Annotated in this window: 22 protein-coding genes; 8 read left to right on the plus strand and 14 right to left on the minus strand. The window is 61.7% G+C overall.

The window, feature by feature from the left end; genetic code table 11:
* Positions 1–10: 10 nt before the first annotated feature.
* The 8 genes from IVB26_RS29380 to IVB26_RS29415 all read left to right on the plus strand — a co-directional run bounded on the left by IVB26_RS29380 (position 11) and on the right by IVB26_RS29415 (position 7,790).
* On the plus strand, positions 11–604 hold the full coding sequence (locus tag IVB26_RS29380; RefSeq protein WP_247968564.1) for a hypothetical protein: 594 nt from the start codon (positions 11–13) through the stop codon (positions 602–604).
* 6 nt (positions 605–610) lie between these two features.
* Positions 611–1,090 (plus strand): DUF992 domain-containing protein, encoded by a 480-nt coding sequence (locus IVB26_RS29385; protein ID WP_458309377.1) that lies wholly within the window; start codon positions 611–613, stop codon positions 1,088–1,090.
* Between the two features lie 139 nt (positions 1,091–1,229).
* Positions 1,230–1,787 carry an HdeD family acid-resistance protein gene (locus IVB26_RS29390; RefSeq protein WP_247968566.1) on the plus strand — a complete coding sequence of 186 codons (558 nt, stop codon included), beginning with the start codon at positions 1,230–1,232 and terminating at the stop codon, positions 1,785–1,787.
* A gap of 15 nt (positions 1,788–1,802) precedes the next feature.
* On the plus strand, positions 1,803–2,081 hold the full coding sequence (locus IVB26_RS29395) for a hypothetical protein (protein ID WP_247968567.1): 279 nt from the start codon (positions 1,803–1,805) through the stop codon (positions 2,079–2,081).
* Between the two features lie 37 nt (positions 2,082–2,118).
* Entirely contained in the window at positions 2,119–2,400 is a 282-nt protein-coding gene (locus IVB26_RS29400) for a hypothetical protein (protein ID WP_247968568.1), read from the plus strand.
* 53 nt (positions 2,401–2,453) lie between these two features.
* The gene (locus tag IVB26_RS29405) at positions 2,454–3,695 is read left to right on the plus strand and encodes an efflux RND transporter periplasmic adaptor subunit (RefSeq protein WP_247968569.1); all 1,242 of its coding nucleotides are present in this window, start codon (positions 2,454–2,456) and stop codon (positions 3,693–3,695) included.
* Positions 3,692–6,814: an efflux RND transporter permease subunit gene (locus tag IVB26_RS29410; RefSeq protein WP_247968570.1), complete on the plus strand. Its 3,123-nt coding sequence runs from the start codon at positions 3,692–3,694 to the stop codon at positions 6,812–6,814. Before IVB26_RS29405 ends, IVB26_RS29410 begins: the two co-directional genes overlap by 4 nt.
* A 211-nt stretch (positions 6,815–7,025) precedes the next feature.
* Positions 7,026–7,790 (plus strand): hypothetical protein, encoded by a 765-nt coding sequence (locus tag IVB26_RS29415; protein ID WP_247968571.1) that lies wholly within the window; start codon positions 7,026–7,028, stop codon positions 7,788–7,790.
* Positions 7,791–7,827: 37 nt separating this feature from the next.
* Here the strand turns inward: IVB26_RS29415 and IVB26_RS29420 are convergent, their stop codons facing one another.
* The 14 genes from IVB26_RS29420 to IVB26_RS29485 form a co-directional block, all read right to left on the minus strand.
* Positions 7,828–8,277, minus strand: a complete 450-nt coding sequence (locus tag IVB26_RS29420) for a tetratricopeptide repeat protein (RefSeq protein WP_247968572.1) — start codon at positions 8,275–8,277, stop codon at positions 7,828–7,830.
* A gap of 167 nt (positions 8,278–8,444) precedes the next feature.
* The gene (locus tag IVB26_RS29425; RefSeq protein WP_028144167.1) at positions 8,445–8,843 is read right to left on the minus strand and encodes a hypothetical protein; all 399 of its coding nucleotides are present in this window, start codon (positions 8,841–8,843) and stop codon (positions 8,445–8,447) included.
* A gap of 12 nt (positions 8,844–8,855) precedes the next feature.
* Positions 8,856–10,508, minus strand: coding sequence for a type II and III secretion system protein family protein (locus IVB26_RS29430; protein ID WP_247968573.1), 1,653 nt, complete (start codon positions 10,506–10,508; stop codon positions 8,856–8,858).
* Positions 10,509–10,952: 444 nt separating this feature from the next.
* Positions 10,953–11,372, minus strand: coding sequence for a TadE family protein (locus IVB26_RS29435; RefSeq protein ID WP_346732839.1), 420 nt, complete (start codon positions 11,370–11,372; stop codon positions 10,953–10,955).
* Positions 11,369–12,706, minus strand: a complete 1,338-nt coding sequence (locus IVB26_RS29440) for a pilus assembly protein TadG-related protein (protein WP_247968575.1) — start codon at positions 12,704–12,706, stop codon at positions 11,369–11,371. The genes IVB26_RS29435 and IVB26_RS29440 overlap by 4 nt, the downstream gene beginning before the upstream one ends.
* Positions 12,707–12,715: 9 nt before the next feature.
* On the minus strand, positions 12,716–13,162 hold the full coding sequence (locus IVB26_RS29445; protein ID WP_247968576.1) for a hypothetical protein: 447 nt from the start codon (positions 13,160–13,162) through the stop codon (positions 12,716–12,718).
* A gap of 51 nt (positions 13,163–13,213) precedes the next feature.
* Positions 13,214–13,861, minus strand: coding sequence for a methyltransferase family protein (locus IVB26_RS29450; RefSeq protein WP_247968577.1), 648 nt, complete (start codon positions 13,859–13,861; stop codon positions 13,214–13,216).
* A gap of 2 nt (positions 13,862–13,863) precedes the next feature.
* Positions 13,864–14,772 carry a type II secretion system F family protein gene (locus IVB26_RS29455; protein ID WP_247968578.1) on the minus strand — a complete coding sequence of 303 codons (909 nt, stop codon included), beginning with the start codon at positions 14,770–14,772 and terminating at the stop codon, positions 13,864–13,866.
* A complete protein-coding gene (locus IVB26_RS29460; protein ID WP_247968579.1) occupies positions 14,769–15,701 on the minus strand; it encodes a type II secretion system F family protein in 933 nt (310 codons plus the stop codon). The genes IVB26_RS29455 and IVB26_RS29460 overlap by 4 nt, the downstream gene beginning before the upstream one ends.
* Entirely contained in the window at positions 15,698–17,122 is a 1,425-nt protein-coding gene (locus IVB26_RS29465) for a CpaF family protein (protein ID WP_247968580.1), read from the minus strand. The genes IVB26_RS29460 and IVB26_RS29465 overlap by 4 nt, the downstream gene beginning before the upstream one ends.
* Positions 17,119–18,324 carry an AAA family ATPase gene (locus IVB26_RS29470; RefSeq protein ID WP_247968581.1) on the minus strand — a complete coding sequence of 402 codons (1,206 nt, stop codon included), beginning with the start codon at positions 18,322–18,324 and terminating at the stop codon, positions 17,119–17,121. Before IVB26_RS29470 ends, IVB26_RS29465 begins: the two co-directional genes overlap by 4 nt.
* Complete coding sequence (gene cpaB / locus IVB26_RS29475; RefSeq protein WP_247968582.1) at positions 18,324–19,289, minus strand: Flp pilus assembly protein CpaB; 966 nt, start codon at positions 19,287–19,289, stop codon at positions 18,324–18,326. The genes IVB26_RS29470 and cpaB overlap by 1 nt, the downstream gene beginning before the upstream one ends.
* Position 19,290: 1 nt before the next feature.
* Complete coding sequence (locus IVB26_RS29480; RefSeq protein WP_038974510.1) at positions 19,291–19,797, minus strand: A24 family peptidase; 507 nt, start codon at positions 19,795–19,797, stop codon at positions 19,291–19,293.
* A 101-nt stretch (positions 19,798–19,898) separates the two neighbouring features.
* Positions 19,899–20,114, minus strand: a complete 216-nt coding sequence (locus tag IVB26_RS29485) for a hypothetical protein (protein ID WP_018458240.1) — start codon at positions 20,112–20,114, stop codon at positions 19,899–19,901.
* Positions 20,115–20,199: the final 85 nt, after the last annotated feature.

Genomic DNA, 20,199 nt, shown 5'->3' on the forward strand with positions numbered 1-20,199 from the left:
TGGATGGCCCATGAGCGAGACCGATCTACAACGTAATGAGGGTACGGAGCCTGCCCCGCCTCAATTCAGGATGACCCGTTTCCTGTGGCAGCAACTCCCTTATGTGGTGGCGCTGGTGCTCGCCGTCGCAGGCGTCGCCTACACCAATGTCTCCCGCCAGCCTCTCGTCGGCTACTGGGAATTCCTTGCGCTCGCCATCGGCGTGGTCTGCGTCGTCACGAAATGGCCGGAGACGCAAGGCAAGGAGGCGCAGCTCCGATTGATCTGGACCCAGGCGCTGCACTGGATCGCCGTCCTGGTCACGATGAACGTCATGCTGATGTCGGGTGTGCAGCAATTGCTTCCGACACCGGCAACCGGCTTGGTTTTGCTGACGTTGCTCGCGCTTGGCACGTTCCTCGCGGGCGTCAGCCTTCTGTCGCTACAGATCTCGTTTCTCGGCCTTGCGATGGGCGTGACCGTCCCGGCGATATCCTGGCTGAAGCAATCTGTCTTCTTCTTCCTGCTTGGCGCGGTCCTGCTGATCGGCCTCGGCATCACGTTCTGGCTTCGCCAGGACCGCCGGCCGGCGGCCGCGTCCATGAACAACCAGATGGAGGCTTGAATGCCAATGATACGGTTCCTCTGCATTGCCGCATGCGCGTTGCTTTGCACCGCCGCCTCGCCCGCCCGCGCCGACGCATTCCGGGTCGGCAGACTGTTATGCCTCAGCTCCCCGCGCGTGGGCTTGGTCCTTGGATCGGCTCAGTCGCTGCGCTGTACTTTCTTCTATGCACGCAGACCTCCTCGACAATATATCTATGAGGGACGCATAAGGCGCGTCGGGCTCGACTTGGGAGTGACCTCGGCGGGTTCTCTCTCCTGGGCCGTCTTCGCCAAGAATTCGCGGATCGGCCCCGGTACGCTGCGCGGAAACTATGTAGGCGCGAGCGGCAATGTCGCGTTTGGCCCCGGTCTCGGGGCCAATATCCTGATTGGCGGCTCGCGCCGCAGCGTGATGTTGCAGCCGCTGTCGATCGAACGATCCATCGGAATCAATCTCGCGGCGGGCGTGACCAACCTGACTCTGGGTCCGCGCGGCAGGCGATAGCGCCGTTCACAGGATCCCTCCCGAGACTCCATGCGAACATTCCCGCCCGGTCGCTCAGGGTTTCGTCGGATGTCGACGCTCCGGCTCCGAAGCTACCGTCGCGTCGGGGCGGCGATCTTTAGTAGATCAGGAGCGTGGCATGACAGTCTATGACAGCCGGTCCGGCATCGCAGCTCTGGGCCCTCCACCCCTGTGGGTCTGCGCTCTTCTCGGCGCCGTCATGATCGCCGCCGGTATCGCAGCTCTCAGCGACGTGGCGTTCGCGACCATCATCAGCGTGAAATTGATCGGACTGACGGCGATCGCGGCCGGCGCATTCGAGATCGTCCACGCTTTCTGGACCAAAGGATGGGGCGGCTTCCTGTGGCAGATCCTGCTCGGCGCCCTCTATGTCGCCTTCGGGCTCGTGCTGCTGACCCAGCCCGCCTCCGGCGCCCTGATCCTCACTTATTTCCTCGGCGCGGTCCTGATCGCCTCGGGCGTCATTCGATGCATTCTGAGCTTTGCCCATTGGCGCCAGAGCGGATGGATGATGCTGATCTCCGGCGTCTTCGGATTGGTCGCCGGCGCGCTGATCCTGTTCAGCTTCCCCACCATGAGCCTGTGGATCCTCGGATTCCTGCTTGGCGTCGACCTGATCTCGCACGGCCTCGCCTGGCTGCTTTACGCGCTTCAGTCCGTACGGAGGACTGCGTAACATAAGGAGAAGAAGATGATGGACACCCCCAACCGTCGCGCTTTCCTTGGCCTTGCTCAAAATGCCGTGGCTGCTGCGGCGATCGGCGCCATCGGCGTCCGCTTCATTGCGGTTGCGGAAGCGATGCCGATCGCACCCAAGCTCGGCCAGACCGACCGGCCGTCGGATCTCCTGACGCAGGCCCAATGGGGACCGCCGCCTCATCCTGGCTGGCGCCGTCGGCGACCGCGCAGCCGCCGCTGGGTTTGCTGGTGGCATCGCGGCCGTCGTCGCTGCGGATGGCGGTGGCGCTAGGCCCACCCTTGCGCAATCCGCAGGCGGCCGATGGGTTGTGAAGGCCGCGCAACCCAAGCAGACGATGGAGGAGATCGTGCGCCACACCAACCTATGGCTTCTCGGAGCCATTCTCGCAGCGCTTCTCGTTGTGGCGACTTGGTACTCCGTGGCGGTATGGCAGGAAACGCCATCAATGCCGTTTTACCGCAACGCCATCCTGGCGGGGGCTGCAATCCTGATGCTGGTGTCCGGCTGCGGCCTGATCGCACTGATGTTCTATAGCCGCCGCAAGGGTTACGACGAGCCCGTGCGCAGCGATCGAACACCGCGGGAGTAACGAGGCGCCGGTGAAGCATCGGCGGTCCCAAGCCCCGTTGCAAGGAGCGGACAATGAACCTTGCTGGCGTCTCGATCAGGTTGCTGGCGGCAACTCTCCTGACGATCATCGCCGGCGGGCTGGCCCGGCCCCAACCCGCCGCGCCGGGCCCGCCCGCGGTCGGCGTCGTGGAAGCGACAAGGCGACCGATCACCGAGAGCAGTGAATTTCTCGGGCGGATCGAGGCGATCAATCGGGTCAATGTCGTTGCGCGGGTCACCGCATTCCTGGAACGTCGCCTGTTCGAGGAAGGCGCCGAGATCAGCAAGGGCGATGAGCTCTACCGGCTGGAGCGCGGTCCCTTCGAAGCGGATCTGGCATCGAAACAGGCGCAGGTGGCGCAGCTTCAGGCGACACTGGAGAATGCCAAACAGACGACGGAACGCGCCCGGACCCTGCTCGGAGGCCCTGCCGGGCAACAGTCCACCTACGACGCCGCCATCGCGAACCAGCTCAGCCTCGAAGCCCAGGTCCAGGCCGCGCAAGCCCAGGTCCAGGCCTCCCGGATCAACCTCGATTACACCAAGATCAGCGCACCGATCGCCGGCAAGATCGGACGCACGGCATTGACGGAAGGCAACGTGGTCGGTCCAAGCTCGGGCGTGCTGACCACTATCGTCAGCCAGGACCCGATGTACGTCACCTTCCCCGTGCCGCTGCGCCAAGGACTGGAACTGCGGGAACGATACGGGCCGCAAGGCGGCCTGGAAGCCGTCGTCATCAGGCTGCGACTGCCCGACGGCCGCATGTACGGCCAGTCCGGCAAACTGAATTTCGTCGACAACACCATTGCCCAGAACACCGACACGATCACCGTGCGCGGCGAGATCGGCAATCCTATCCTGCGGGCGTCCTCGGCGGCCGGCGTCACCGTTCACGAGCTGACCGACGGCGAGTTCGTGACCGTCGTGCTGGAGGGCGTCCAGCCGATCGAGGTGCTGGCGATCCCGCGCTCCGCCGTGCTCTCCGATCAGCAGGGCGATTATGTTCTCGCTGTCGGCGCCGACAACAAGGCCGAGCAGCGCCGCATCCAGCTCGGGCAATCGACCCCGACCATCGCGGCGGTCATCGCCGGACTCGCGGCCGGCGACAGGGTGATCGTCGAAGGCCTGCAGCGGGTTCGCTCCGGCCAGGTCGTTGCGCCGGGGCCGGCAAGTCCACTGATCCTGTCGCGCATGAAAGCTGCGGATGGTGCGGCCCCGCAAGCAGCTCCCAGCACCTCCGGCAAGGCCGGCCGGGCGGACGACAAGCCATGATGTCCGCGGTCTTCATCGATCGTCCCCGGCTTGCGATGGTGATCGCCTTCATCATCACCATTGCCGGTGCGCTCGCGCTGATGCAGATCCCGGTGGCGCAATTTCCGGACATCGTGCCGCCACAGGTCACCGTCTCCGGCACCTTCCCGGGCGCGTCCGCCGAAGTCGTCGAGAGCAGCGTCGCCCAGCCCTTGGAGGCACAGATCGTCGGCGTCGACCGCGCGCTCTACATGAAATCGACCAGCGCCAGCGACGGTAGCTACACACTGACGGTTTCGTTCGCGCTCGGCACGAACCCCGACATCAACACCGTCAATGTCAACAACCGCGTGCAGAGCGCGCTGTCGCAATTGCCGACCGAAGTGCAGCAGCAGGGGGTGACGGTCCGCAAGCGGTCCTCCTCGATCCTGCAATTCCTCGTGCTCTACAGCGCCAATGACGAGCAGGATCCGCTTTTCATCACGAACTACGCCATCATCAACGTGCTCGATGCGATCGCGAGCACCCCCGGGGTGGGGCAGGCCAATCTGTTCGCCAAGATGAACTATTCGATGCGGATCTGGTTCGACACGCAGCGGCTCACCAGCCTCAATCTCACGCCGTCGGATGTCATTGCCGCAATTCGCACGCAAAGCGTCCAGGCGCCGGTCGGCCGCATCGGTGCGCGCCCGATCGGCGAGGACCAGCAATTCCAGTTCAACGTGCAGACCCTGGGCAGGCTCGCCACCGTCGATCAATTCGCCAACATCGTGCTGCGCGCCAACCCGGACGGCTCGTCCCTGCTGGTGAAGGACGTTGCCCGTGTCGAGATGGGCGCGCAAAACCTCGACAGCGAAGCACGGATCGACGGACGCGCGGCCGTTCCGGTCGCGATCTATCTGGCGCCGGGCGCCAATGCGGTGACCACCGCACAAGCCGTGGCGGCGACGATGCAGCGGCTGTCGCAGCACTTCCCCACCGGGCTGAGCTACCTCGTGCAATACGATTCCACGAGCTTCGTGCGCGACACCATCGCGGAGGTGTTGCAGACGCTGGGCGAGGCCTTCGTGCTGGTCGTGATCGTGGTGTACCTCTTCCTCGGCAATCTCCGGGCCACGGTGATCCCGGCGATCGCGGTTCCGGTGAGCCTGATCGGCACTTTCGCCGTCCTGCTCGTGCTGGGTTATTCGGCGAATACGGTGTCCCTGCTGGCGATGGTGCTCGCCATCGGCATCGTCGTGGACGATGCCATCGTCGTCGTCGAGAACGTCGAACGGGTCATGCAGGAGGAGCCGGCCGTTTCCCCTACCGAGGCCAGCAAGAAGGCCATGACCCAGATCACCGCGCCGATCATCGCGATCACCCTGGTGCTGCTGTCGGTCTTCGTACCTATCGCCTTCATTCCAGGCGTTTCCGGAACGCTGTTTCGCCAGTTCGCGGTGACGATCAGCGCGGCGATGATGATTTCGGCGTTGAACGCGCTGACGCTGTCGCCCGCTCTGTGCGCGCTGTTCCTGCGCCACACCGGGCCCAGGCGCGGCATCATGGGCCGCGTCCTCGGCTCCATCGACTGGATTCGTGACCGCTACAGCAGCGGCGTCCGGCGCCTCGTACGCGTGGCCGTCCTCTCCGTTCTGCTCGTCGCGCTCCTTGCCGCCGGCATCTTCGGCATGTCGCTGATCACGCCGACGGGTTTCCTGCCCGAGGAAGATCAGGGCGCCTTCTTTACCTCGGTCCAACTGCCGGACGGCGCGTCGGTGGCGCGGACCAGCGAGGTCACCCAAGAGGTCGAAGACATCCTGAAGCAGATGCCGGCTGTCGACCACGTTCTTGCCATCGTCGGTTTTTCCCTGCTCGACGGCGCATCGGAATCGAACAGCGCGCTCGTCGTCACCCGCCTGAAGCCATTTGCCGACCGCAAGGCGGCAGCGGATTCTGCGCAAGCGCTAATCCGGCAGACTTTCGCGGCCGGCGCGCAGATCCGACAGGCCAATGTGCTGCCGTTCAACCTGCCACCGACCATCGGCCTCTCCACCGGCGGCGGGTTCGAATACCAGCTCCAGGCATTGGAAGGACAGAGCCCGGCCGAAATCTCGAGCGTCACAAACGCGCTGATCGGCGCCGCCAACGCCGATCCGCGTTTGGCGCGCGTCTTTTCCACCTTCACTGCGACCAATCCGTCGATCCATCTCGACATCGACCGCGGCAAGGCGCAGGCGCTCGGAGTGACGGTCAGCGACATCTTCACCGCCCTGCAGGCGACGCTCGGCGGCATCTACGTCAACAATTTCAACCGGTTTGGCCGCACCTGGCAGGTCAACGTCCAGGGCGAAGCGTTCGATCGCAGCGATATCTCGGACATCTGGCGCATCTATCTGCGCAATAGCAGCGGGCAGATGGTGCCGATCAGATCACTGGCCGGGATCAGGATCGTGACCGGGCCCCAGGTGATCACCCGCTACAACAATTACCGCTCGGTGACGGTGAACGGCAGCCCGGCCCCCGGTGTCTCCTCGGGCACCGCAATGGCCGCGATGGCCGATGTCTCAAATGCCGTACTGCCTGCGGGTTATAGTTTTGCGTGGACCGGCACCGCCTATCAGGAGCAGCAGGCTGCCGGCCAGACCGGCATCGTGCTGATGCTTGCGGTGCTGTTTGCTTATCTGTTCCTGGTGGCGCTCTATGAGAGCACGGTGATCCCGATCCCGGTGCTGCTGTCCGTCGTTGTCGGCGTGCTGGGCTCCTACATCGGCATCAAGCTCGCTGGCCTCAATCTCGACCTCTACGGCCAGATCGGGCTCGTGGTGCTGATCGCGCTCGCCGCCAAGAACGGGATTCTGATCGTCGAGTTCGCCAAGGAGCAACGCGAGGCAGGCGTGGCGCTCGAGGACGCTGCGATCCAGGGCGCCCATATGCGCTTCCGCGCGGTCATGATGACCTCCGTCGCCTTCATCCTTGGTCTCGTGCCGCTCGTGATCGCGACCGGCGCTGCGGAGCTCAGCCGCAGGGCTGTCGGTACAGCCGTGTTCGCGGGCATGCTCGCAGCGAGCTCGATCGGAATCTTCCTGGTGCCGATGCTCTACGTGACGTTCCAGCGTCTGCGGGAACTGATGAAGGGCAAGCCATTGCATGCCCATTGAGTTGACCCGGCGAAAGTCCGGAAAGGCCGGGCAAGCCCGCCAGGCTCTTCGTCGCCTCGCCGCACCCCGATCTCCTGAAGCTATCCTTGGAACGGCTCACGCCTGCGGCCCGGCGCCTTTTCCGTTCCGATTGATCGAATACTCGGGTACCCTATTCTATCCGCGTCGGCAGAACTGCTGAAGTTGACAGATGGCTCCATGGAGAACGGAGATGGGCCGGCTCGATAAGCAGATGGATCCCTTCCGTCCTGCCGCTCATCTGCCTACGGAGGATCGCGTCCCCGAGGATCTAGAGCTTGAGCAAGCCGACACGGCGTCGTTAGTTGATCCGGCCCGAGAGGAAGCCGCCTCGTCGCCCGCGCATTTTGGGTCGGGCCGGGCGGCGGCCGGCGTAATGGGCTCTACAGACTGGATGGACCGAGCACGCCGCATTTGGCGGAGCCATCTCCAGCGCGATCAACTCCCCCGGACGGCCGGAGGGTCGATGGGAAACTTTGAGCGGTGGTTGATCGCATTGCTGAGCGTCGGCTTTGTCGTGAGCAGCGTTTGCGCGATCATTGTCTTCATGCAGGTCAACTCGCGCAAATTGGAGATCGCAACACTGCAACGTGACATCATCGCGCTCAAGCTACGCGTAGCCAGGCTCGACCAGATCGCAAGCACCAACGAGACAAAGGCAAGCAGTGAAACACCCAAGCCGCCGTCGGAGGCCCGTCCTGACCAGGCTCCGCTCATCCTGTCACGTGAAGAGATTCAGCTTATCCGAGACTATATCAAGCCTGCACCAATTGCCGGCTCCGCGACCGAGACGATCAAGGTCGGCGATCCCGTCGCAGGAGAAGCCGTGCCCTTTCCTTTTCCGATCACGGAGAAGGTGCGGAAACTGCTCGGCGCGCGATTTACCGTTCGCAATGGCATCATTGTCATCCTCCGCAGCGGGAGCCGTCACGCCGATGCTGTGATCGGACCAAGTTGACGAGAACTGGCCGTGGCCGCAGCATCCGGTCGACTACTTATGGCTGGTTGTTTGGCGGTCTTTCAATGAACCGCCGGCTGCCATTGAGAAGCTCGAGGTTATTGGCGATGACCGGATTGCCTGGGTCGAGCGAATAGGCTTTCTCGAACTTCCGTCGCGCCGCACTCAGATTGCCGCGCAGCATGTACGAATATCCCTGGTCATTCAGGATCTGAACGGTTTCGCCTCCCAGCCGGATCGCTTGCGCATAGGCCTGATCGGCCAGCTCGAAACGACGCAGCCTGTCGTAGCTCGCTGCGAGACCAATCCAGGCCGTGACGTCCTTGGGTGATTTCTCGACGGCGTCCTTGAAATAGCGCTGTGAGAGCCCGTAACTGCCGCGATTGTAATGCTCCAGCCCCAGCCGCACAGGCTCGTCCGACGGGTAGTACTTGACGTCGGTCGGCTCCTGCACCGGGTCCCCACCCGGTGGCTCGACCGGAGCCACGATGGCAGCCTCCCTCGTGGTATAGTCACATCCCGCAAGGCCTGGCGCCAGCCAGCAACAGGTCAGCAGTAGAATGGCACGTCGCATAATCTTTGTCCCCCGCCCGGCCCAGCGGACTCACTGCACCGCACGCAAATGTCCCTCGTAAACTCAACTACCAAAAGCCGCTACCTGCCCGCCGCCCCGCCCACTGGCACCGATACTCCCGCCGATGCTCCCGCACCCAATCCAGTTACGTTGACATTCTGCGTGACCGGAGGCCGCTGGCCCATGAGTTTCGTCGGATCGCCCATGTCGGGAAGCTGATCCACCGGCTGTTGCTGGTTGCCGTATCGCGTTACGGCGGCACCCACGCGCCGCGCGTCGTATGCGATCCGGCGATCGCCGACGTATCGCGGCCATGGATGGATTGTATGGGTCACGGCGTTGACCTGCTTGGCATCGCCGGCGGTCATCGTGATGCTGTCGGAACGCTGAAAGTAGCGGTCCACCTCGTCATGACCGGCGACGCCGTAACATCCCCCGAGCAGGATGGGCGCAAACAGAACCAGATACCTGATCGTCATCTCGCGCGTCCTCTAGTTTAGAGTTTTGACGACCGTCTGATCGGCACTAGCCGGGACGACGACGGGGGCCCGCACTTCAGGCGCGATGATGTGGCCATACGGTCCCTTCACCTCGCCTCCGGAATTGACGTAGTCATGGTACCGCTTGCGGACTTCCATCTGGCCATTGAGGAAGAAATCGACGTCGTTGGCCGGCAGGCGGGAGTCGAGTGGCGATGCCAGTTGCTGACCGGGTGCAGCCGGCGCGACCAGGCGCGGCGTCACGATGATCACCAGATCGGTTTCCTCCTGCTGATACGATTTGCTGCTGAACAGGCTTCCAATCACCGGCACCGAGCCGATCCAAGGCAGTTGCGAGACGTCCTGGCGATTACGGGTCTGCAACAGGCCGGCGATGGCAAAGCTCTGGCCATCGCGCAACTCCACCGTGGTTCGCGCGTCGCGACGGGTCAGCGCAGGGACGGTCGTCCCCTGGATCGTCACCGCGTTGGCGAAATCAAGTTCGCTGACCGACGGCTCGACCCGAAGATTGATCACACCGCGCGAGAGCACAGTGGGCACGAAGGCGAGTTCAACACCGAACTTCTTGTAGTCAATCGTGATGGTGGGAAAGCCGTTTGTCGTCTGGGTCGGTATCGGTACTGGAAACTCACCGCCGGCGAGAAAGCGGGCGGCATCGCCGGACAGCGTGGTCAGATTTGGCTCCGCCAGCCGGCGTGCCAATCCTTTGGTTTCCAGCGCCGAGATCAATAGGTCCACCGAGCCGCCGCTGCTGGTCCTGATAATGCTGGTCAACAAGCTTCCGAACGGGGCCGGCGCGATGCCTCCTGCTGTACCGGCGAGGGTCCCCAGAGTTCCGAGGATCGGAAGGCTACCTGTCGGGGCCTGCCCGACAGGGTCTCCTCCAGCACCGAGGGGACCGTTGGTGGTGTTGATACCTCCAATCGGTGATCGACCCGCGGCGGTCACACGACCGAGCCCGGTATTGCCGACGTTGGTACCATTGGCGTTCGCTCCATAGAGGTTGACGCCGAGATTGCGTCCAGCCTCCCGGCTCACCTCGAGAAAGCGCACCTCGAGCATCACCTGTTGCGGCGCCGCAACGCTCATCGCGTTGACGACGACGCCTCCTTTCGCGACCGTGCTGGTGGCGATCGCCATGGCCCGCTCGGCCGTAACTGCGTCGGCGGCGGTTCCACTCAGCACCACCTGCCCCTCGGAAGCCGACACGCGGATACCCTGCCCGCCGGTGCTGGTCCGGATGTTCTGCTGCAGATTACCGGTATCGATCACGACCTCGACGTCGAGAATCCCGATCTGCTTCATCGAGCTGTCGAACAGGATGACGTTGGTGGTGCCGGTCTGCTTGCCCTGCACATAGATGAGGTGATCGCTCAGCGACTTCACGTCGACGATGTCAGACGAGCCCGCCACGATCGTCGCAAAGGCCGTGTCGACCTTGAAGGTACGTGACTTGTTGACGACGAGCTTGACCCGCTGGACGTCGTTCATCTCGCTGACGATGACGCCGCCGGAGGAGCCCCGCCGGTCTGCAGCCGCCGCGCGGTCAGTGAGCCCAGACGAGGCCAGCGCCGCGCCCAGACCCATCACGCCGAAGGCGAGAAGCCTCCCGACCTTGTTACCCGAAACGCGATCGCCACTCATCCGAGTCCCCCCACTGCGATCCACGGAGATCCCCGCAAATCTACGTGCTCGCCGTCCTCAACATTTCCCCTCTGCGCACCACGTTGCAGAGCTTACAATCTGTCCCACTACAATTCGTTACTTCGTGTTTCCAGATCATCCTCCCTCATGCAGGCAGGTTGCAAGACGTGATACTTACCGCACCGCCGCAAGCGGAAAGAAAACTCTTCAATGTTGCCAACGCGCATCATTCCCACGGGCTGTGGGGAACTATCCGGCAGCACGACCGCCGTTGGCGCGCGCTCGCGTCGCGGCTTTGCTATCGAAGGACATCCGGTCGCACGCTTGGAGATTCGCTTGGGCGATTGCAAATCAGTCTGATGCAACTCCGCACCCGCGCGCCTGGCCAAACCCGACCAAGTTAGTTCTCGATTGAAACATGTCAGGCATGCTGCCATATTCGCGCTAGAAGGGAATCTGGTTGGAGGCGCTCGGCGCATTGAGCGTTGTGCCCCATATCGGCATCAGCATCGTAAAGTTTGCCTGGGAAGCTGTAACACTCAAGCTGTTGCTGTTGGCCCCCACGGTCAGCGTTGGCGTGAGTCCTCCGAAAAACAGGAAGGGGGCCGCGTTCTGCTTGGCGGAGGTGGACAGGGGATCCCCGGTGCAGCCGGCCGGCGACTGCGGCGGGCTTTGAAGCAAGGCAGGCGTATAGCAGCTAATCATGACCGCACGGGCGCCAGCACTCGCGAGCGTCCGCAAGGATTGCATCGTGATGGTATAGCGCCCAAGATCGAAGATGACGAACATCAATGTGAAAAGCGCCACGGACACCATAATAAATTCAAACGGTGCGATACCGCGGTTGTCGAGCTTTCTCATCACTGCACCAAAGCGACAACTTGGGTGTAAACGATGGTGGCCGGATCACAGCCTTGCGTGCTGAGGTAGCCGCCACCGCTCATGTCGATCGTTTTGGCGATCACTTGCGAACAGGTCGTATTGGTGCTGGCAGTCGTACCGGCCCAGCTAACGTCGACCTTGGGGAAGTAGATGGCCCCGCCCAAGCTAACCAGACCGCCACCGTTTATGGTGACCTTGTTGCTGGTCTTGCTCGGAGCCTGATCATCGATCAGGACGCCATTTAGATCAGAAGAGAACGTGTTAGTGGCAGGTGCGGAGAGATCAGCCGTGCCCCCGTTGATGGTAAGCTGCGAGTCTCCGAGCAGCACCAGGGTTACGCCTGTACCTTTCAGTTGTCCGCCGGTCATCTTTATATTTGCTTTGAAGAAGAAATATGTTCCCGGGTCCAAAACGTACTTGTCCCCGTTCTGCACCGTGAAACTGCCGTAAGCTCCAGTCCCGGCGCTATTTGGCGCGCAATGCTTCCAGCCATCCGCCTGAAGGGTGCATGGCATATTTGTGTTGCCCGTCCTGCTGTTGAACGATGCGGTGTCAAGTTTGCTGAGCGGATTGCTAGCGTACGTCATAAAATAATTGTGCGGCACGCTAACATTGCTGCAGCTGCCTGTGGGGGTGCAGCCACTCACACCATAAACTGCCCATCCCGAGCCGGTGAACGTTGGAGTGCTGGCAAGTTGAACACTGGTATCCGACATCAGAGCGCAGCCAGTTCCGTTGTTGCTGAGGTTACCAGCAAGCTTGAGTGCGCCTGAGTCAGGTCCAAGCGCCAGGACGCAGGCCTTGGTCGGCTGCTGGACCATTGCAATGGCTTGGGCGGGGATGTTGACGGTGGTCAAACCCAGCACGGCCGACAAGTACGCCGGTTGTTGCTGGCTGACTCTGGCTCGAACGGCGTTGCCCGTACCCGCAACGGGCGTTGTAAACGTGCCCGCATTGTAATTGCCGATATCGATCTGCACGACCCGCGAGGTTCTTGTCGGAAGGCTCGTCGGACAATCCCTGCCCGGATAGGCGGTAGCGTCGTTGGGACTGTAGTTGCAAAACCCGTTCTGCGCCGCGAATTCCTTGCCGCGGTAATCCACTGATTGCGTGTCGCAGACCGCACCCGCCATCGTACATGAGAGCCGCAATGCGCCCGAATAGGCCGCCGAGTCGGCGGCGTTCTGCGCGTGCTGGCGGGTGACGTACCACGATCCAGCCTCGGCCCCGAGTGCGACTACTCCGATGAGTGGCACGAGAGCGATGACTGTTGCGAATGCGACGGAGCCTCGTTGGGAATGGAGTAGATCACGCATGGAAACACCCTACTGGAAGCGTTCTGAGTGACGCAGCGTGTACGTGCAGGTGGTGGGACACAGCAACGAACCCATAAAAGGCGGGCGGGCCCCAAGCGGGGCCAAAGTGATGGTTGTCGAAAATGTAATGTACTTCGGAGAAGCAAGATTGCTCGGCGAGCAGGTAGCGCCCGCGTCTCCGCACAAAACCTGAAGGTTGCTGATCGCATGACCCGCAACTGTCGTCTGTAGCCCTGTCTTCCAGCTCACTGTGCCGTCGGGGGCGAGCGGATTAGCGTACTGCACGTACTGCCCGAAGGAGCGCAGCGCCGACCATGCGGAGATAAACTGGAAGCCCGCGGCGGCTAAGTCGGCGAGCGGCACAAGCAGGAATGACACCAAGAAAATGTAGACGATCATGGTCTCAAGCGCGACGGCGCCGCGTTGGTCCACGATCAAAGACTTCTTGTGGCTCATGAGTTGACCTCCACCGATACTCACCCTTCCGGTCGCCGACCGGAACAGCACTCACCAAACGTAGGGGATCACTCTCCAGCGCGATGCTTCGTAAGCGGAATATTCCGGGCAGTTTCGCCGAAGCAGGTCCTCTTCATAATAAATTCGGCAAACCTGAACGCCTATATGCAAGACGAGCAAGACCGCTGTCAGCGGTGTCGGACTTCTCAACACCACACCCAACACCGCGATTTCTTCCGCGAGGTAGAGCGGGTGCTTGATCCACCGATACGGACCCGTTTGCACCACGTTGCGCGCCTGTGGCACCAGACTGAACGACCTGCCAAGATGTCGGATGGTGACCAGCATCATGATCATGCCGATCAACACGCACGCGGTGGACGCCAGGTTCGGCAACGCCTTGTCGGTTTCGCCGAAGAAGGCGATCGTCCACGGCATATAGGTGCCGACGAAGGCCGCGATCCTTGGGAGACGGCCCTTCGCTTGCGCCTTCGCCGGGGGCCGCGTGATGATCAACAGCGCCAGGAGCACGTAGAAGGCAGCGAGGCAAACACTCGACAGGAGCGACGGCCAGGGATCATGAGCCGATGATCCGATCTTGATGGCCACGCCAACCGCCAGCAACATGAACCACATGCCGCCGAACAGTTGCATTGTTCGATCGTAGGAGGACGGTTTCGAAAGGGCAATCGTGCTCATGGCTACTTACCGAAGCTGGCGAACGAACGCACGAGGTGCAGAATGGGACTTCCTCCCAAAATGACGAACATGGCCGGAAGCAGGAACAACACCATCGGAATGGTCAGCTTGGCGCCCAACTTGTGTGCTCTTTCTTCAAGCTTGGTAATACGTTCGCGCCGGAGGTCGACGGCGACACTCCGCAGAGCCTGGCCCACGGGCGTTCCGTATTGCAGGCTTTGGCCGACCATGATTCCGAAACGGCGAAGCCCATCCGATGTAGCTCCCAGTTTCTCGAATGCGTCGCTGCGGCTTGGCAGGATCCGGAGATCATCAAGAAGGCCGCTCATGACCCTGGCTATAGCGGGATTGGTCTCTTGCATTTCTTGCGCGACGCGTGCCAGCCCGCTTTCCAGTCCCATTCCCGATTCGCTGCACACAACCAGCAAATCGATCATGTCCGGCGTGCCCAGTCGAATGGCGGCATCAAACCGCCGCTTCATCACCGCCAGTATCAATCGCGGCGCCAAAATCCCGATAGCCACGCCAATAAGTGTGAAGACCAGCACATCCAGCAGCGGCTTCCCGAGAAGCTGAGCGGCCCCCCCGGCGATGATCGGGCATAGCGCCATGCTGACGGCTTTGATACCGATCCAGGTCGGCAAGGCTCGATGATGGTTGAAACCCGACGATTGAAGGATGGTTCGTAGCTGATCCAGATTTTCCTCGGCATAGAAGCGACGATACCGCATGCCGAGCGACGAAAACCAACCGGTCACGTCCTGGAAGGGCGCAGACCGGCCAGAAACGCCCATCACGGCGTTTGATACCCGGGCGTCCAATGTACGAATGTGTATTTCGCGGATGATCAACATGCAGGACGCAGTCGCAGCCACGACTGCCAGGGCCACCAGACTGAGACCAGAGGTCATAGTTCTGTTTCCCTTCTGACCATCCAACTTATCACCAGGGCTCCGACAAGCACCGAAATGACTGCGTAAGCCAGCAGCTTGTTTCCAACCGGATCGGTGAACAACAGATCAACCGTTTGCGGATTGGCTGCGTATAGGACTCCACCTGCGATCAAGGGCGAGATTGTCAGCGCTCGTGAGGAAAAGATCACCTCTCCTGCCAGCGCCTTGGCGCGAGCAGCCAGCGCAACACGTTGCCTGACAGTGTCTCCCAGGTTCTGCAAGGTCTCGGCCAGGCTGCCACCGGACTTCAACTGCACGGCAAGTGTCACCGCAAAGATCGCATACTCTGCCACCTGCGTTCGCCGATAGACAGCTTGGACAGCTTCCTCTGCAGGTCTTCCCAGATTCACTTCGCTGCATACGATGGCAAACTGCCCGGCCGTTGGCTGCGGCATATCGCGCGCGAGGGCACGAAATGCCTCGTGCACAGGCAGACCCGATCGCACGGTACTTGTCACCAGCTGGATCGCATCAGGCAGCTGTCGAAAAAGCTGAAGAGCGAAGCGACGTTGCTGCCATCCGAACAGGCCTCGTATCACAATGAGGGCCGCGATTGCCGCGACAATGGACGCGTAGACAATGGAATATCCCAGCTGGCTGTTCGCATAAAGGATCGCCGCTGCTCCGAATGCACCGGCAAGCAGCACGTAGGCGGGATGCAACACGTAAGGTATATCGGGATTGTAGTTTGACAGCCGATTGAGAAACTGATCCTGAGACCCGCTTTCCAAGCGGCGAATGGATGGCAGGTTGGACGGATGCGACGTTGGCAGAGCAACCGCCAACCGGCGATTGATGCGTCTTTCCCGAGCGTCGAGCCACAACGAAACGGCTGCTGCGCACATCGCGAGCGCCAGAACAGTGACGATCACGGACTCCAGCGTCATATTTGCCTCATGGCCTCGGCCCAAGCACCATCTAGCCCGAAATAGACAAGCCGGCTCTTGAACTTCGGAGTTGCAAGGTTGGACTTATAGCTGCCCGATATCCGCCCGTTCACATCCTCCTCCTGATACTCGAAGGCTGCGATGTCATTGGTGGTGATCACCTCCCCTTCAAGGCCGATCACCTCGCTGATCTGAACGATGCGGCGCTGTCCGTCCCGCATGCGTTCGACCTGCACAATGAGATCCAGCGCAGCGACGATCTGACTCCGAATGGCGCGCGACGGTAAATTGACCTGTCCCATCTGGACCATGTTTTCGATGCGAGTCAGGGCATCCCGGGTACTATTCGCGTGTACCGTGGAGATCGAGCCATCATGGCCGGTGTTCATCGCCTGCAGCATGTCGAATGCTTCAGAACTGCGCACCTCGCCGACGACGATCCGGTCGGGACGCATGCGCAGGGCATTCACCAGCAGATCGCGTTGTGTCACCTGCCCTGTGCCTTCGAGGCTGGGAGGCCGGGTCTCCAGGCTGATCACGTGGGGCTGCTGAAGCTGCAACTCCGCCGCGTCCTCGATCGTGACAATACGTTCGGTGTGATCGATGAACTGACTCATCGCGTTCAGGAGCGTCGTCTTGCCGGATCCGGTGCCGCCGGAGACCAGAACATTGAGCCGCGAGCGGGCGGCGATCTCCAGCAATTGTCCGATGGCCGGGGTCATCGAGCCGTTTTCGATCAATCCGGCGATGTCCAAACGACGGCTTGGAAATTTGCGGATGGAAATGCACGGACTATGGATCGCCAGCGGCGGGAGGATGATGTTGACCCGGCTGCCATCCAGCAGGCGACAATCCACCATCGGACTGGATTCGTCGACGCGCCGACCGACCTGCGCGGCAATCTTCTGAGCGACGGAGGCGATGTGATCATTGTCGCGGAATCGCACCGCCACTCGTTCCAGCCTGCCGCTTCGCTCCACGTAGATATTACTTGGACCGTTCACCATAATATCGTTGATCGATTGGTCCAGTAGTAGCGGACGGAGCGGCCCGTAACCCGTCATGTCGTCGGCAATTTCGTCCGCGAGCTGCAGCTGCTCGCGGCCCGATAGCTCGAGCCGTTCCTGGTTGGCAATGTGATGGATGATCTCTTCAATCTGCCGCCGGAGAACCTCCCGCGAGACGGTTGCGGCCACCGCGGGTTCGATCTGCTCAATCACCCGTTCACGCAGCGAAGGCGGAATGATGGGTTGGTGGATCGCTGGTTCGTCGCGCCTTGGCGCAGGTGACGGCACGCTCGGTGCGGCTGCAGTCGCGCTGGGCGACGGCAAAGGCAAGCCTATCGCAGATGCAGGGAGGCCTGCCGCCGATGCAGATACGTGAGCTGGTGCGTCGTCTTCGCGCCTACCAAACTTCTTCATCGCAGATGTGCTGTGAGCACCCTCCTCCACCAGCTACCCCGCTCGGCAGCGACACCGCTGATCTCCCGTACGATCGGCGCTAGATGACGCCGCAATTTTCTGACGTGCTTCAGAGCTGGAATTCCGAGATTGAGCGCCTCGGTCATGCCCTTGCCGAGATCGGGAACGACGATGTCGGGCTCTGCACCCAACGCCTTGACGACCGCCGCCCTCGGAAGGCCCCCGGGACGACCGGCCCGGTTGAGCAAGGTAAAGACCCGGTCCTTGCCCGCGATGTTGATCACGGCGGTGCGTAGCGCATGGGCATTGCGAAGTCCGGTCACCTCGGATTCGAGCAGCACCATCACATGACGGGAAAGCGCAATCACGGGATAGATCGACGGCGGAAACGGGACGGGTACATCGACGACGATGTAGTTGAACCGTTGACGCAGCAGACCCAGCACGTGTCGTATGCCAGCTTCCGTAATTTCGAGCTGCGCGTCGAGGTCCTCGTCGGCCGAGACCAGGCAAACCCTTTCGTTGACTTCGATTGCCGCGCGCTCGAGGAAGAGTGTGTCCGCCCGCATCGGATTTTCCAGAGCGATCCGCAGCCCCGGCCCGGGACGAACACCCAGCATCACGGCGGCCTCGCCGCCCTGCAAATGAAGATCAAGCAGCGCCACCTTGGCCTTGGTTGTCTCGGCAAGTTGCAGCGCAAGATTGATCGCGATGCTCGTGGCGCCGGCGCCGCCCTGCGCCCCGCAGATCGAGACCACGTGCCCGCCGCGATCGATCTGGTTGGCTGCCACGTCGCCGAGCAGCTTGGGGCGCAGCTTGTCCAGCACCATATCGCGCGTGAGCGGCCGCGGCAGATACTCGGTCAAGCCGAGCTCCAGGAGCTCGCGGTAGAAGGTGATCTCCCTGTTGTCGCCGATCACGGCTACGCGGACATCGGGTGGACAGACGCCGGCCAGCCTTTCCAGTTCAGTAAAGGGATCATCGATACCACTGATGTCTACCACCAGTGCGAACAGATCCGTGTCGGTTTCAAGCATCCGTATGGCATTGCGGATCGTGCCGCGCCTGATCGAGAGGTTGGCGCCTTCGAGCCCCTTGCGCAACGCCGCAGCGCTGAGCTCATCATTTACGAAACCGACGATGCGGTTACGCGTGACGATCGACGTCGATTCTTCAGGCGGAGTGGCTATGGCGATGTTCATCAACGTTTCTCCGACAACCTGTTATCGTAACCCACCGCCGTTGCAGTCGGGCGTACAGCTTCCGATGCACCGTCGCAGCTGACGAGCGCGTCTTCCTCTTGCTTCCTGACCGTGTATTGCTTGACCTCACCGCCCGAATGAACGACCACTGCCGTTCTCTGCGCGGAAATTGCATACTGGCGGGCAAGTTCAGGGGACACATCACAGCTCGACATCGCGCCGGTGTCTGCCTTGTCCCACTGATCGACTGCTGCACGTACGGCCAAGGAGAGCGTCCCGAGCTGCTTTGCGACGGTGACCTTCTTGACCTGCACCTGCGTTAGCTCCAGTGACACGGTCTGCGTTTGCTTACCTGCCATCCCGCTAATGGGTCGCGCGCCCTGCACGATCTCCTGATCAATCGCGATGACTCGAACATTTCGCAGAACGGTTTCGCTCAGGGCGCGGCGCGCGGTATCGACTTTCTCGAAGACCTGGGTCAGCACGACGTCCACGTGATCGCCTGGCCTGATGAGGCCCGCGACACCGGCCTCCTCGTCAACCTTGATGCTGATGGCACGGCTGTCTGGCGCCAGGACACTGGCGAGGAAACCCCGGTCCCGCGGACGCAGGATATCCTGCAACGTAACGGGACTGCCCGCTTCGACGAAGTTGCGGATGAGAGAACCCGGAAGTCCGGCCTTGGACTCGGGCGCGTCAAGAATAGCCCCCTGGGGAACGAGTTCCGGCGGCACCGAGCGCACGGTGAAATCCTCTTCGCGGGCCAACGTCCCCCTCGGCAATGGCCGCGCCGCGACAAAGTATCCGGCGGTCGCGGGCGCCGCCGGCGCTAGGGGCATCGCCGTCACTTGTACCGGGACCGGAGGCTGCGCCTTCGGCAGGTTCATGCTGTAGGCAATCAGTCCAAACGCTGTGGTTGCAAGCAAAAGCACCACGATGATCGACAGACGCAGCGCGGATGACATTTCACGATCCTTTGCTCAAAATGGTCCAGATGCCGCCACAGGCGATAGCAACTCCGTAAGGCAGCGGGGCGTGTCGCAAATGGCGCCAACGCTCGATCGCGTAGATCCGCCGTGCGAGCGACGAGCCGGCGGGTGCCAACCTGGGATACGGCAGGTGACGCATCATCAGATGCACCAAGGCAAGAACGCCGCCGGCCAGAACGGTGACCGTCAGCAACTGCATCACGCCGCTCGGCGGGAGACCAACCGCCAGGGCAACCAGCAGCTTGACGTCGCCGCCACCAATTCCTCCGCGCGCATATAGGACAAAGAGCAGCAGGAAGAGGATCGCGGCTGTGATCAGCGACACGGCGACTTGTATCGAGCCGGGCAATTGACCGGCGATTCCAAGGAGCGCCAGCGCGAGACAAAATTCGTTTGGGATCGAGCGCGTCGCGACGTCTATCGTTGCGACATAGAGCAACAACAGAATTTCCAGGATCGAGATGGTGGGAGCAATCCAACTCATGAAATGCACGTTTCAAAAAAAATGGAAGGCAAACTAGCGGGAGCACTCCTGCAGGAGGGGGGCAGCTTGGATTGCCCCCCTCTGGTGCCAAAATGGCTCTATCAACCAGCGATCGCGGTAGTGAAAGCGGTGGTGATTGCGGTGATCCCGGTCGTTAGCGCCGCCCCGATCTGCCCACCAGCTCCACCACCGAACACAGCACCCACTGCGCCAACGATGCAAACCGCGACGATGATGTACTCGAATGACACCACGCCATCCTGGTCCGTGCGCAGACGCTTCAACGCTTCCTTGGTCTCGATGTAATATTGCAACATTGGAAGAATCCCTTCTTTCAAGATGAATTTGCAGACACCTCGGCAACTTCCAGCGGCTGCGGATTTATGTCCGGCCCCGCCAGCG

The organism is Bradyrhizobium sp. 195, from assembly GCF_023101665.1.
Taxonomy (GTDB): Bacteria; Pseudomonadota; Alphaproteobacteria; order Rhizobiales; family Xanthobacteraceae; genus Bradyrhizobium.

What these genes read in the sequence shown, in the direction of transcription:
- IVB26_RS29380 (WP_247968564.1), top strand. Translation starts at nt 11, where the DNA reads ATGAGCGAGACCGATCTACAACGTAATGAGGGTACGGAGCCTGCCCCG.
- IVB26_RS29385 (WP_458309377.1), top strand. Translation starts at nt 611, where the DNA reads ATGATACGGTTCCTCTGCATTGCCGCATGCGCGTTGCTTTGCACCGCC.
- IVB26_RS29390 (WP_247968566.1), top strand. Translation starts at nt 1,230, where the DNA reads ATGACAGTCTATGACAGCCGGTCCGGCATCGCAGCTCTGGGCCCTCCA.
- IVB26_RS29395 (WP_247968567.1), top strand. Translation starts at nt 1,803, where the DNA reads ATGATGGACACCCCCAACCGTCGCGCTTTCCTTGGCCTTGCTCAAAAT.
- IVB26_RS29405 (WP_247968569.1), top strand. Translation starts at nt 2,454, where the DNA reads ATGAACCTTGCTGGCGTCTCGATCAGGTTGCTGGCGGCAACTCTCCTG.
- IVB26_RS29410 (WP_247968570.1), top strand. Translation starts at nt 3,692, where the DNA reads ATGATGTCCGCGGTCTTCATCGATCGTCCCCGGCTTGCGATGGTGATC.
- IVB26_RS29415 (WP_247968571.1), top strand. Translation starts at nt 7,026, where the DNA reads ATGGGCCGGCTCGATAAGCAGATGGATCCCTTCCGTCCTGCCGCTCAT.
- IVB26_RS29425 (WP_028144167.1), bottom strand. Translation starts at nt 8,843, where the DNA reads ATGACGATCAGGTATCTGGTTCTGTTTGCGCCCATCCTGCTCGGGGGA.
- IVB26_RS29430 (WP_247968573.1), bottom strand. Translation starts at nt 10,508, where the DNA reads ATGAGTGGCGATCGCGTTTCGGGTAACAAGGTCGGGAGGCTTCTCGCC.
- IVB26_RS29440 (WP_247968575.1), bottom strand. Translation starts at nt 12,706, where the DNA reads ATGCGTGATCTACTCCATTCCCAACGAGGCTCCGTCGCATTCGCAACA.
- IVB26_RS29445 (WP_247968576.1), bottom strand. Translation starts at nt 13,162, where the DNA reads ATGAGCCACAAGAAGTCTTTGATCGTGGACCAACGCGGCGCCGTCGCG.
- IVB26_RS29450 (WP_247968577.1), bottom strand. Translation starts at nt 13,861, where the DNA reads ATGAGCACGATTGCCCTTTCGAAACCGTCCTCCTACGATCGAACAATG.
- IVB26_RS29455 (WP_247968578.1), bottom strand. Translation starts at nt 14,772, where the DNA reads ATGACCTCTGGTCTCAGTCTGGTGGCCCTGGCAGTCGTGGCTGCGACT.
- IVB26_RS29460 (WP_247968579.1), bottom strand. Translation starts at nt 15,701, where the DNA reads ATGACGCTGGAGTCCGTGATCGTCACTGTTCTGGCGCTCGCGATGTGC.
- IVB26_RS29465 (WP_247968580.1), bottom strand. Translation starts at nt 17,122, where the DNA reads ATGAAGAAGTTTGGTAGGCGCGAAGACGACGCACCAGCTCACGTATCT.
- IVB26_RS29470 (WP_247968581.1), bottom strand. Translation starts at nt 18,324, where the DNA reads ATGAACATCGCCATAGCCACTCCGCCTGAAGAATCGACGTCGATCGTC.
- cpaB (WP_247968582.1), bottom strand. Translation starts at nt 19,289, where the DNA reads ATGTCATCCGCGCTGCGTCTGTCGATCATCGTGGTGCTTTTGCTTGCA.
- IVB26_RS29480 (WP_038974510.1), bottom strand. Translation starts at nt 19,797, where the DNA reads ATGAGTTGGATTGCTCCCACCATCTCGATCCTGGAAATTCTGTTGTTG.
- IVB26_RS29485 (WP_018458240.1), bottom strand. Translation starts at nt 20,114, where the DNA reads ATGTTGCAATATTACATCGAGACCAAGGAAGCGTTGAAGCGTCTGCGC.